The sequence below is a fragment of the Pseudoalteromonas sp. SK18 genome, from assembly GCF_001974855.1.
Classification (GTDB): Bacteria; Pseudomonadota; Gammaproteobacteria; order Enterobacterales; family Alteromonadaceae; genus Pseudoalteromonas.
The window spans coordinates 328703-340974 of sequence record NZ_MTQB01000002.1 but is presented as its reverse complement, the minus strand read 5'-3'; the positions used below and the strand labels follow the sequence as shown (position 1 = coordinate 340974).

Annotated in this window: 12 protein-coding genes; 5 read left to right on the top strand and 7 right to left on the bottom strand. The window is 39.4% G+C overall.

Annotated elements, in window-relative coordinates:
• Window positions 1-46 precede the first annotated feature (46 nt).
• The 6 genes from BW139_RS03385 to seqA all read right to left on the bottom strand — a co-directional run bounded on the left by BW139_RS03385 (window position 47) and on the right by seqA (window position 7454).
• Window positions 47-1621 carry a dihydrolipoyllysine-residue acetyltransferase gene (locus BW139_RS03385; protein ID WP_076918670.1) on the bottom strand — a complete coding sequence of 525 codons (1575 nt, stop codon included), beginning with the start codon at window positions 1619-1621 and terminating at the stop codon, window positions 47-49.
• A gap of 8 nt (window positions 1622-1629) precedes the next feature.
• Window positions 1630-2607 (bottom strand): alpha-ketoacid dehydrogenase subunit beta, encoded by a 978-nt coding sequence (locus tag BW139_RS03380; RefSeq protein ID WP_076918669.1) that lies wholly within the window; start codon window positions 2605-2607, stop codon window positions 1630-1632.
• Window positions 2607-3821 carry a thiamine pyrophosphate-dependent dehydrogenase E1 component subunit alpha gene (locus BW139_RS03375; RefSeq protein WP_008466734.1) on the bottom strand — a complete coding sequence of 405 codons (1215 nt, stop codon included), beginning with the start codon at window positions 3819-3821 and terminating at the stop codon, window positions 2607-2609. Before BW139_RS03375 ends, BW139_RS03380 begins: the two co-directional genes overlap by 1 nt.
• Before the next feature lie 265 nt (window positions 3822-4086).
• Window positions 4087-5139: a succinylglutamate desuccinylase gene (gene astE / locus BW139_RS03370; protein ID WP_076918668.1), complete on the bottom strand. Its 1053-nt coding sequence runs from the start codon at window positions 5137-5139 to the stop codon at window positions 4087-4089.
• Window positions 5140-5222: 83 nt separating this feature from the next.
• On the bottom strand, window positions 5223-6860 hold the full coding sequence (gene pgm, locus BW139_RS03365; RefSeq protein ID WP_076918667.1) for a phosphoglucomutase (alpha-D-glucose-1,6-bisphosphate-dependent): 1638 nt from the start codon (window positions 6858-6860) through the stop codon (window positions 5223-5225).
• Window positions 6861-6869: 9 nt separating this feature from the next.
• Window positions 6870-7454, bottom strand: a complete 585-nt coding sequence (gene seqA, locus BW139_RS03360; protein WP_076918666.1) for a replication initiation negative regulator SeqA — start codon at window positions 7452-7454, stop codon at window positions 6870-6872.
• A gap of 485 nt (window positions 7455-7939) precedes the next feature.
• Here seqA and BW139_RS03355 point away from each other — a divergent pair, with 485 nt between their 5' ends.
• The 5 genes from BW139_RS03355 (at window position 7940) to fur (ending at window position 10472) form a co-directional block, all read left to right on the top strand.
• Window positions 7940-8707, top strand: a complete 768-nt coding sequence (locus tag BW139_RS03355) for an alpha/beta fold hydrolase (RefSeq protein ID WP_076918665.1) — start codon at window positions 7940-7942, stop codon at window positions 8705-8707.
• Window positions 8708-8802: 95 nt separating this feature from the next.
• Window positions 8803-9024 (top strand): DUF2788 domain-containing protein, encoded by a 222-nt coding sequence (locus tag BW139_RS03350; RefSeq protein WP_008113777.1) that lies wholly within the window; start codon window positions 8803-8805, stop codon window positions 9022-9024.
• A gap of 2 nt (window positions 9025-9026) precedes the next feature.
• Window positions 9027-9305, top strand: coding sequence for a LexA regulated protein (ybfE, locus tag BW139_RS03345; protein WP_008113775.1), 279 nt, complete (start codon window positions 9027-9029; stop codon window positions 9303-9305).
• Between the two features lie 13 nt (window positions 9306-9318).
• Window positions 9319-9846 (top strand): flavodoxin FldA, encoded by a 528-nt coding sequence (gene fldA, locus BW139_RS03340; protein ID WP_008113772.1) that lies wholly within the window; start codon window positions 9319-9321, stop codon window positions 9844-9846.
• Window positions 9847-10028: 182 nt separating this feature from the next.
• On the top strand, window positions 10029-10472 hold the full coding sequence (gene fur, locus BW139_RS03335; RefSeq protein ID WP_008113768.1) for a ferric iron uptake transcriptional regulator: 444 nt from the start codon (window positions 10029-10031) through the stop codon (window positions 10470-10472).
• Between the two features lie 64 nt (window positions 10473-10536).
• Here fur and glnS read toward each other — a convergent pair whose 3' ends face one another.
• Window positions 10537-12201 (bottom strand): glutamine--tRNA ligase, encoded by a 1665-nt coding sequence (glnS, locus tag BW139_RS03330; RefSeq protein ID WP_008112102.1) that lies wholly within the window; start codon window positions 12199-12201, stop codon window positions 10537-10539.
• Window positions 12202-12272 lie beyond the last annotated feature (71 nt).

Genomic DNA, 12272 nt, shown 5'->3' with positions numbered 1-12272 from the left:
ACCAGCTAATTTGCTGGTTTTTTTATTAACAACTTAATGAAAAAGATTAGCGCATTGCCATCATCATTTTAGCTGGTTGCTCTAAGTATTCTTTCCATAAATTGTTAAAGCGCGCTATCGTGCCGCCATCAATTACACGGTGATCACCTGACCAACTTACTTGCATAATTGCACGTGAAACTACCTGCCCATGCTGATCAAAGCGTGGAAGGTGCTGTAATTTACCAAGTGCCACAATCGCGACTTCTGGCTTATTTATGATTGGCGTTGCAATAGTGCCGCCAATTGCACCAATGTTAGAAATGCTAATAGTGCCACCTTTTAAATCATCAGGTGCAACTCGCCCTTCGCGAGCAGAATCAGTAAGCTGAGTTAAACTGTTAGCAACCTCTACAATGCTTTTAGTTTGACAAGCTTTAATATTAGGCACTAATAAACCGACTTTAGAATCTACCGCAACTCCAATGTTATGATCGTCATAGTAAGTAATTTCGCTACAATCATCATTTACTTTTGAGTTAAGTACTGGAAATTGACTCATAGCCAACGATAACGCCTTAATAAAGAATGGCATCATAGTTAACTTAACGCCCTGAGCTTTATATTGCTCTTTCAGATCAGTTCGAAGTGCAATTAAATCAGTTAAGTCAATTTCATCACTGTAGGTAAAATGTGGAATAGTAGAAACCGACGCTACCATTTGTTTTGCCATGGCCGCTTTAATACCTTTAATCGCTTCTGTTCGCGTTCCACCTGTGCTCGCTGCATGTTCAGTACTGCTGGTTTTTTTACTCTCAGAAGCTTGTGGTTTGTTAAGCTCAGAAGTATCCATACCAGATGGCACTTCATTTTTTATAAACGCTTCAATATCTTGTTTATAAATACGACCATTTTTACCACTGCCTGGTACGCAAGTTAAATCTACATCAAGCTCTCGCGCTTTACGTCTAACCGCAGGTGAGGCAACTGCTTTTTCGTTAACAATCGCAGTTTGTGGTTGTGTTTGTTTAACCGGTGCATCGGTAGTTGCATTGCTTTGTGCTTTTACGACCGCTTGATTAACATCAACATCTTCTTTTGCAGCTTGACCTGCTATGGTCATTTGAAACAACGGGCTGTGTACTTTGGCAATTTCACCTTTTTGATAATATAGCTTTTGTACAGTACCGGTATATTTAGCCGGTATCTGTACCAACGCTTTATCAGTCATTACATCACAAACAGCTTGGTCTTCTTCAATCTCATCGCCTTCTGCTACTAACCACTCTACAATTTCACACTCAACAATACCTTCACCAATATCGGGTAAGATAAAATCTTCTAAGTGTTTACGAGTAGATGTTGGTGCCGATGATGTTTCAGTCTTTTCGCTGGGTGCTTCCCCGGCAACATCCATTGCAAATAATGGCGCATGCACTTTAGCAATATCGCCTTTTTTGCAATGCAGCTTAGTGATCACCCCATCGTGTACCGCAGGAATTTGCACTAAGGCTTTATCTGTCATCACATCACAAATAGGCTGATCTTCTTTTACTGTATCACCTTCTTGTACCAGCCATTCGACTACTTCGCATTCAACAATGCCTTCACCAATGTCGGGTAATATAAAATCTTTAGCCATGGAAACCCCTAAAAGTTCACTGATTGTTTAATTGCGGCCATTACTTTCAATGCATCTGGAACATATTCTTTTTCAAGCGCCAGCGGGTATGGTGTATCTAAACCACAGACACGTAAAATAGGTGACTCTAAATGCAAGAAACACTCTTGAGCGATGGTTGCCGCAATTTCGGCGCCAAAACCATTAGTAATAGGTGCTTCATGACTAACAATAAGCCGACCCGTTTTTGTCACTGATTTAGCAAGAGTTTCAACGTCCCACGGTAAAATACTGCGAAGGTCAATCACCTCACAGCTAATACCTTGCTCGCTGGCTTGTTTAGCGGCTGCTTCTACGATTTCCATTTGTGCGCCCCACGCCAATAAAGTAACGTCAGTGCCCTCTTGAACTACCTCAGCTTTACCTAGTTCAATGCTGTAATCTTCTTCTGGCACTTCACCCGTAGATGCACGATATAAACGTTTTGGCTCAAAAAATAGCACTGGGTTATCGTCTTTAATACATGCGCGAAGTAAGCCTTTAGCTTGATAAGGGTTACGTGGCACGACAATTTTTAACCCTGGTGTATGGGCAAAATACGCTTCTGGCGATTGCGAGTGATACAAACCACCAGCAATACCGCCGCCGTAAGGTGTGCGTATTGTTAGATTACCCACGTTGAATTCATTACCACTACGGTAACGAAACTTAGCCGATTCATTCACTATTTGGTCAAACGCAGGAAAGATGTAATCAGCAAATTGAATCTCAGCAAGCGCTGGTGCACCAAATGCGGCCAAGCCATTAGCAAAACCTAAAATGCCTTGCTCTGTAAGCGGCGTGTTGAACACTCGGTGCTTACCGTATTTTTCTTGTAAGCCTGATGTTGCTCTAAAAACACCGCCAAAATAACCCACGTCTTCACCAAAAATACACGCTTGAGGGTGCTCATTCATAGTGATATCTAAAGCAGAATTAATTGCATGTAGCATGTTCATTTTAGCCATTACTTAATTCTCCCTGCTGTTGTTGGGTAGGCATCAGGATGGGCTTTTATATGTGTTTTAAGCTCATCATATTGGCGTTGTAAAGATGGAATTGGTGTATCGTACACATCAGAAATCAGCTCTTCTAAGGCTGGTTTATCAATTACTTCAGCGCGTTTAAGTGCCGCCAAAATATCATCACGAATTGTTTCTTTCGCTTTTATATCTTCTGCGTCATCTAACCAGTTTTGTTTTACTAGCCATTTTCTAAAGCGCTCAATTGGGCACGCCTTATAGTTTGCTTCTTCATCTTTTGAACGGTAGCCACTAGGATCATCTGACGTTGAGTGCGCCCCTAAACGATAAGCTATCGATTCAATAAGTACAGGTTCACCTTGGGTTGCTGCAATTTCTCGGGCTTTTTTAGTTGCTGCATAAACAGCGAGTGCATCGCTGCCATCAACACGTATGGTTTTAATACCATACCCTACGCCACGCGATGCAATACCATCACCTTTAAATTGTTCATCAGCTGGGGTAGAAATAGCATAACCATTGTTACGTGCAAAAAAGATAACCGGTGCCTTGTGCACTGCAGCCATGTTAAGACCTGCGTGAAAATCACCTTCTGAAGCGGCACCTTCACCAAAATAACAAATGGTGACGTTATCAATAGTGCTTGCTAGTTCACCTGTTTTAGCATCGATATGTTTTACTTTTTGACCGTATGCGTAACCGGTGGCCTGTGGAATTTGAGTTCCTAATGGCGATGAAATTGTCATGTAGTTAAGTGCTTTAGAACCATAATGGATCGGCATTTGACGGCCTTTACCAAGATCTAATTCGTTAGAAAACATCTGATTCATAAATTGGTCAAGCGTAAAACCACGGTAATGCAACGCCGCTTGCTCACGGTATTGCGCCATAATCATATCATCTTGATCAAGGGCTGCCGCAGAGGCTGTTACGGCAGCCTCTTCACCTAAACACTGCATGTAAAAGCTAACACGGCCTTGGCGTTGAGCACCCTGCATACGTTCATCCAATAAACGAATAAAACGCATGGTTTCGTATAATTTAATAGCGGTTTGTTTAGAAATGTCAGGTGCAGGAGCACTAGGATGAATGTCGCCGTCCTCAGTTAAAATACTAAGGGTTGGAATATTAAGCGCGTGGCCGTCGATGAACTCAAGCTCATGGTTAATATTCAGCGATACGTTATTGGGATTACTCATAACCTACCTTCTCTTGTTGTCGGTATCACAGTGCCCCTTTAAATTATTATTATGGGTGATTGTTGCTGAATAAACTTTGCAACATCTGCACTGTATTTAATTAAAGCTGCCAACACTTTACGTTAACGTAAAGTGTTATTCAACAAAACTGTGACCAAACAAAAGTAAATATTGAGCAAAAAACTGGCAAGTTAACTATACATAAAATTAACCACTTATTAATCAGTTGGTTAAACTTTAATAACAAGTGGTCTGATGTGTTGAATTAACTAAAGCGGCTGTCTACTTGCATAGGGACAACCGTTAATAGTGCACGTTGTCCAATAGCAACTTGTGCGTTAGGAAAAATAATCGCTTCCCCTTCTACGTCCGCATAAATTGCATTATCACCATCAGTTGCTAAAAGCTCACCCTTTGCAAAGCCTGTAAAGTTCTCGGCATCATCAGAAAACGGAAAGCTAAAGTTTTGTTCTGTTCGGTTAATTGTGCGATGAACAGAAAACAACTCAAAGTCATTTGCATTAAATTTAGGGTATTCCACTTCTTTTTGACTAATTAATGCAGTTAATGTTTGCTTGGTTTTTGTAAAGCGTGACATGTCGTTTTCACCAAAGGGTTTTACTTGGCCAAGCTCTACAGTAAACGAGTCAGCCCCATGCACAAACGATGAATAGTAGCTAAACGTGGTAGCAGGTGATTTCATCATTAATACCGTATTCACACCACAACTTAATAAAAATTGCAGTTGCGACTTTTTCCACGGCTTACCATGTAAAAATGGGTAAACAGCAAACTTTTCATTTTTAGAACCACGAATAGCGGTATGTAAATCATAATGACAGCGATACGTGTCCTGCTCTGAGCGTGCATAAAAATCGCTAACGTAATGTTCAAGTTTTGCAGCACGAACACGTTCGTCGTTCATCGCAATGCCATCAACAGTATGGTAACCGTTAAACAAGCGGTTTAAGTTCTCTTCTACAAAGCGTTTACCAATATTAATTGACTGAGGGTTACCAAAAATAAATAAAACCCGTTGTTGTAATTCAAGTTGCCCACTAATAATGTGTTTAATCAGTTCATCGCAAATTTCAATGGGGGCTGTTTCATTGCCATGAATGGCACTTGAAAGCACCACATTCTTTGACGTTATACAATCAGGTTCAAACTCAATCACACCGGTATCATGCACAGTTACTTGCGTATTATTATTAAGGGTAAATTGGCCTGCATCCAAATGCCATTCATGGTTTCGAGAAAGCGTTAAAAAATCACCATCTTGTTTTAATTGATTAATATATTCTGAAGTGGCTGACATCACTATAAGAGCCCTTTTTGTTTTATAAATTGTAGATACAAAAACGGCTGAATAAATCAGCCGTTTGTAATTTTAATTGCAGATTAGCTAATTACTGAATCAACCAGTTTTTTAGCTTCTTTTTCTAATAAGGCTAAATGCTCTTCGCCTTTAAATGATTCTAGATATATTTTATATATATCTTCAGTACCTGACGGACGCGCTGCAAACCAGCCACTTTCAGTTACTACTTTTAATCCACCAATTGCTGCATTATTACCTGGCGCATGAGTAAGTTTTTGCATAATTGGCTCACCGGCTAAGGTATCGGCTTTAACATCGTCAGCACTGAGGGCTTTTAAACGTGATTTTTGCTCAGGCGTCGCTGGCGCATCTAAACGTTTATAAATTGGTGCACCAAATTCTTGCTCTAGTTCTTTATATAACGTAGACGGTGTTTTACCTGTAACTGCAAGAATTTCAGCAGCAAGTAGCCCCATGATAAAGCCATCTTTGTCTGTACACCATACAGTGCCATCAAAACGTAAGAAGGCTGCCCCAGCGCTTTCTTCACCACCAAAAGCCAATTTACCTTTATTTAACCCCTCAACAAACCATTTAAAACCAACCGGCACTTCTTTAACTTTACGGTTATTACGCTCAGTGACTTTATCAATCATTGAGCTAGAAACGAGGGTTTTACCAATTTCAACACTGGCATCCCAGTCACGATGTGTTAGCAAATAATCAATGGCTACCGCTAAAAAGTGATTTGGGTTCATTAATCCGTCTGGTGTTACTATGCCATGGCGGTCATAATCAGGGTCATTACCTATCGATAAATCAAAATCATCTTTAAGGGCAATTAAATTCGCCATTGAATAAGGCGATGAGCAATCCATACGAATTTTGCCATCTTTATCCAGCGGCATAAATGCAAAACGCGGATCAACACTGTCATTCACAACGGTTAAATCTAGATTATATTTTTTAGCAATCACTGGCCAAAAGTTAATGCCTGAACCACCTAATGGATCGATACCAATTTTAATACCTGCATCACTAATCGCTTTTAAGTTAACAATGTTTTCTAGATCATTAATGTACGGTGTCATTAAATCTTCATAGCGGATAAAACCAGAACGCGACGCTTTAGCAAACGGAAACAGTTCTACTTCAACTAGGTCTTCGAGTAAAAGCTGATTGGCTCTATCTTCAATCCATTTTGTTACATCTGTATCTGCAGGACCGCCGTTAGGTGGGTTGTATTTAAAACCGCCATCTTCCGGTGGATTATGAGACGGAGTAACAACAATGCCATCGGCTAATTCATTCGGGTGGTTTTTATTGTAGCTAACAATAGCGTGACTAATTACCGGTGTTGGTGTGAAGTCGCCATTTTCTTGGGTGATCACTTGCACTTCGTTAGCAACCAGCACTTCTATCGCTGAGTTAAAGGCCGCTTCGCTTAACGCGTGGGTGTCTTTACCCAAAAATAATGGACCAAATATATCGTTTTGCTTTCTGTAATCACAAATAGCTTGGGTGATTGATAATATGTGGGATTCATTAAATTTCACATCATACGCACAACCACGGTGCCCTGAGGTTCCAAAGGCAACACAATGTTCTGGGTTTTGCTCTAGATCAGGCTCATTTAAATAATACGCAGACACTAGCTTTGGTACATTCACTAAAACCGATTGTGGTGCAGTTTTGCCTGCGCCGGAATGAATTGCCATGGTATTTCCTTAAAGATAATCACGAATTTTTTCAGCTTGCTCATTGCTATAGCCCAAGCTAAGTGCAACTTCATGCAGCATCATTTTTTTACGTGTAGTATTCGAATTGGTCATCACCCAATATTCACTGTCGGTGATGTTTTTAGGGTTCATACTACTGCCGCTATTGACTAAGTCTTCTTTACTGGTCGCAAAATAAACACGATCGCGGCCTTTTATATCAAGCACTGCTGAAAAGTCAGTTTTGTGCGTTCGGTAAAATGCACTTAATATAAATAAGAAACGACCAACAACACCTTTTTGCATTGCCAGTTCTTCTTTATTTAAAATATTAAATACGTTTGCATTCTTTTTATTTACTGGCGCTTTCGCCACAGAGGCTGGCTGTTCAACGGCAGCGACTTGTTGTTCTTCAGATGAATTAGACACACTAACGGTTTCATTTTTATGATCAGTGTCTGATTTTGTGGTGTGAATTTTTTCGCCGCTGAGATTTAATAAACGACGTAAAATAGTCGATGCACTTTCACCAATACTCTGGGTATTGCTAGCAATGTACTGATATAACTCGTCGTCTATGTCGATTTGTTTCATGTTCTTCCTGTCATTACGGGCCACATTTTTCTTTCGATATGATTATACCCAAATCACCTCAAGATGCGAGTTTCAGTTGGAATTAAAAGCGATTTAAGCAAGGCATTGATTACAAACAATAGTCATTCTATTGCTAAAATCAATAACGCAGTATAAATCGCTTTTAAACCAACCCTCTGGGCGTTTCACAGGAACTTACTCTCATCGTTGTTAATTTTTAAAAGGGATTGCCATTGTTGCAAACTAACGCCTTGATATTAAGCCCCGGTGAAACGCTGAATTCTGTATCTTGTGATGGTTTGGGTATATACCCAATCCAGTTAGAAATGCGAGTTACAACCCACGCTACCCTAAACATATAATTAATAATGACCAAATAATCAGTAAGCTAGCTATCTTTGCATCCAGCGTTTAAATAATATCTGTATTTTTTGCTTTTTAAGTTAATGCTCGGCAAACTATGCGCAAAATTATGGGAGATGTTTATGCAATTAAATTACAAACAAATTGGTCAAGGTCCTGATGTTGTTTTGATCCATGGACTGTTTGGCTCTTTAGAAAATCTTAATGTGATTGCAAAGCCATTAAGTGAACACTTTCGTGTAACCAATGTCGATTTACGAAACCATGGTCTTTCCCAGCACAGTGATGAAATGGATTACTTAGCCATGGCCAATGATATTGTGCAATTAATGGCGACATTAAAAATACAAAAAGCACACATTGTTGGGCATTCCATGGGTGGTAAAGTGGCGATGCAAGTTGCATTAACTCATAGCGAACTGGTCGATAAATTGGTGGTACTTGATATTGCACCAGTGAGCTACCCTGGTCGTCATACCCAAATTCTTGAGGCATTAAATGCAGTAAAAAATGCCGATATTAGTGATAGAAAGCAAGCTGATTTAATAATGCAACCGTATATAGAAGAGCTAGGGGTACGTCAGTTTTTATTAAAGAGCTTATATAAAAATGATGAAGGAAAATTTGTTTGGCGATTCAATTTATCAGTGCTTGATAATAAATATTCAACAATTACCGACAACATTAATGCAAATAATTCTTGTTTATGCGAAACTCTGTTTATTAAAGGTAATGACTCTGACTACATTTTAGCCGAGCACCGTGACGCGATTAATGCGCTGTTTAAAAATGTGAGTGCAAAAATCATTCATGGTGCGGGTCATTGGTTACATGCCCAAAAACCACAGGCTGTAAACAAAGCAATCAATGATTTTTTAACTACAGTTTAATGTTATTTTTGTGGCGTGTTTTTGATTTATCACACTAAATAATTAAAGATTTATGTGCTATAGTACGCGCCGTTTAATTTAAAGGTTATACGTCGATGGTCAGTCAGTTTATTAACGAATTTGATACCTTAGGGTTGTATTTTGGCTTAGCAGGTATTTTTATTTTTATCGGCTTGGCAATAAAAGACGTACTGAAAAGCGGCAATGTGCCTAAATTTGGTCGTTATATTGTGTGGCTGGTACTTTTTTTAGGTTGCTCTGGCTTTATTGCCAAAGGACTTATTCAGGTATTTTGGCAAGGTGCGGGTGTAGGTTAAGCATGGCCAAGTCAGAAACAGATAGAACAACGCTTGATTTATTTGAATACGAGAAACGTCCAGGTAGACCAAAAACCAATCCCCTTCCACGGGATATGCAGTTAAAGGTCAATAAACGTAATCAAATAAAAAGAGATAAAGCACGTGGTTTAAAGCGTGTTGAATTTAAAGTTTCGTCACAGTTGTATCAGGCTTTGAGTGATATGGCAGATGCACAAAATATTAGCCGTAGTGCGTTGATCGAAACAATTTTACAAGAAAGATTGGCTATTGATAGATAAAAGGTTTAAATCCATGGCAAGTGTAGGCATTTTTTTCGGAAGTGACACAGGTAACACAGAACACGTAGCAAAAATGATCCAAAAAGAATTGGGTAAAAAGCTCGTTGCTGTGCATGACATTGCAAAAAGCTCTAAAGAAGAGATTGCTGAATTTGATCTGATCTTATTCGGTATTCCAACTTGGTACTATGGCGAAGCGCAGTGTGATTGGGATGACTTTTTTCCTGAGCTTGAAGAAGTAAGCTTTGAAGGTAAGCTAGTAGCTATTTTTGGCTGTGGCGACCAAGAAGACTATGCAGAATACTTCTTAGACGCTATGGGTATGATCAACGATATCGTAACAGAGCGTGGTGCTATTGTTGTTGGACATTGGCCAACAGACAGCTATGATTTTGAAGCATCAAAAGGTATGGCTGATGACAAGCACTTTGTAGGCTTAGGTATTGATGAAGACCGTCAGCCGGAACTAACAGAGCAACGCGTTAAACAATGGTGTGCTCAAGTATATGATGAAATGTGCTTAAGTGAGTTAGCAGATTAATCCCCCCTTTTTTATGCTAACTGTTTAAAATATTATCAAACAGTTAGCATTTTCCGCGTTAATATTGATATAGATCAATTGTTCTTTGCACTTCCTGCTAAGGCACGTTATCCTAACTGTTATTGTGACGAGTACATCTTGCAAGATGTCTAGTATAACTAAATAAAATTGAGACAGATTTAATGACTGATCATAACTTGGAACTTAAAAAAGCCGGGCTAAAGGTAACTTTACCGCGTATTAAAATTTTAGAGATTCTTCAATCTCCAGATAACCAACACATAAGCGCTGAAGATGTTTACAAGGTTTTATTAGATCTAGGCGAAGAAATTGGTCTTGCGACTGTTTACCGTGTTTTAAACCAATTTGATGATGCGGGTATTGTAAGTCGTCATCATTTTGAAGGTGGTAAGTCTGTATTTGAACTTTCTGGTAGTACTCACCATGACCATTTAGTATGTTTAAAATGTGGCAAAGTTGTTGAGTTTGAAGATGACTTAATTGAACGTCGTCAACTCGAGATTGCTGATGAAAACGGTATTAAGTTAACTAACCACTCTCTTTACCTGTACGGCGAGTGTGAAGATAAAGACGCATGTAAGGCGTTTGCACAAAACAATAGTTAATATTATTAATTGCATAAAAAAACCTGCTTTAAGCAGGTTTTTTTGTATCTAAAATAGAGCAGAATTACTTCTGTTCTATTTTAGCCCATGAGTCACGCAGACCTACAGTTTGGTTAAATACCACGTTCTCTGATTTAGTATCACGTGAAAAATAGCCGGTACGCTCAAACTGGAAACCTTGCGCAGGCTGTGAATTTGCCAATGAAGGTTCTAGTTTTGCATTAGTAATAACAACTAATGACTCTGGGTTTAATGTGCTTTCAAAATCTTCTGCTGCTGCAGGATTAGGCACACTAAACAGACGGTCATATAAACGTACTTCTGCTGTTACCGATTCTGGTGCAGATACCCAATGGATCACCCCTTTTACTTTACGCCCATCGCTTGGGTTTTTACCCAATGTTTCAGGATCGTAAGTACAGTAAATAGTGGTAATTTCACCGTTATCGTCTTTTTCAACACGCTCGGCTTTAATTACATAAGCGCCACGTAAGCGTACTTCTTTATCAAGTACTAAACGTTTAAATTTATTGTTTGCTTCTTCGCGGAAATCTTCACGTTCAATAAAAATTTCACGAGTAAAAGGCACGTCACGGCGACCCATTTCTTCTTTATTTGGGTGATTAGCAACAGACAATGTTTCAACGGTGTCGGCTTGATAATTCTCAATCACGATTTTAACCGGATCAAGTACAGCCATAGCACGCGGTGCATTTTCGTTTAAGTCATCACGGATACACGCTTCAAGCATACCCATTTCAACCATATTTTCTTGTTTAGTAATACCAATACGTAAACAAAACTCACGAATTGAAGCCGGTGTATAACCACGACGACGAAGACCTGCAATCGTTGGCATACGTGGGTCGTCCCACCCTTCTACCTTGTTATTTACCACTAAGTCATTGAGCTTTCGCTTTGACATAATTGTGTATTCAAGATTTAAGCGTGAAAACTCAATTTGCTGTGGATGGCATTCAAGGCTGATGTTATCAAGTACCCAGTCGTAAAGACGACGGTTATCTTGGAACTCTAAGGTACATAATGAATGTGTAATACCTTCAAGGGCATCCGAAATACAATGCGTGAAGTCGTACATTGGGTAAATGCACCACTTATCCGCTGTTTGGTGGTGATGAGCAAAACGAACGCGGTAAATAATTGGATCGCGCAACACCATGAATGAGCTGGCCATATCAATTTTTGCGCGCAATACACACTCGCCTTCTTTGAATTCACCGTTGCGCATCTTTTCAAATAATGCGAGGTTTTCTTCAACCGAGGTATCGCGATAAGGACTATTTTTACCTGGCTCTTTTAATGTGCCACGGTATTCACGAGCTTGATCGGCAGTTAAAAAACACACATACGCTAAACCTTTTTCAATTAGCTCAACTGCATAGCCGTAAAGCACATCAAAATAGTTTGACGAATATTTAATCTCACCATCCCAATTAAACCCTAACCACTGTACGTCTTCTTTAATTGAATTAACGTAGTTGATATCTTCTTTTTCTGGGTTTGTATCGTCAAAACGAAGGTTACATAAACCGTTATAGTCTTTGGCGATACCAAAATTTAGGCAAATTGATTTTGCATGGCCAATATGTAAAAAGCCATTTGGTTCTGGTGGAAAACGGGTATGCGTTGTTGCATGTTTTCCACTTGCTAAATCTTCATCAATTCGGGTTCTAATAAAGTTACTTGGGCGATTCTCGATTTCCGCCATAGGAGTATAAACCTCTGTATATTGCGTGATAACAAAACTAATGCATTATTACAAAAACCAAGCGTAACATA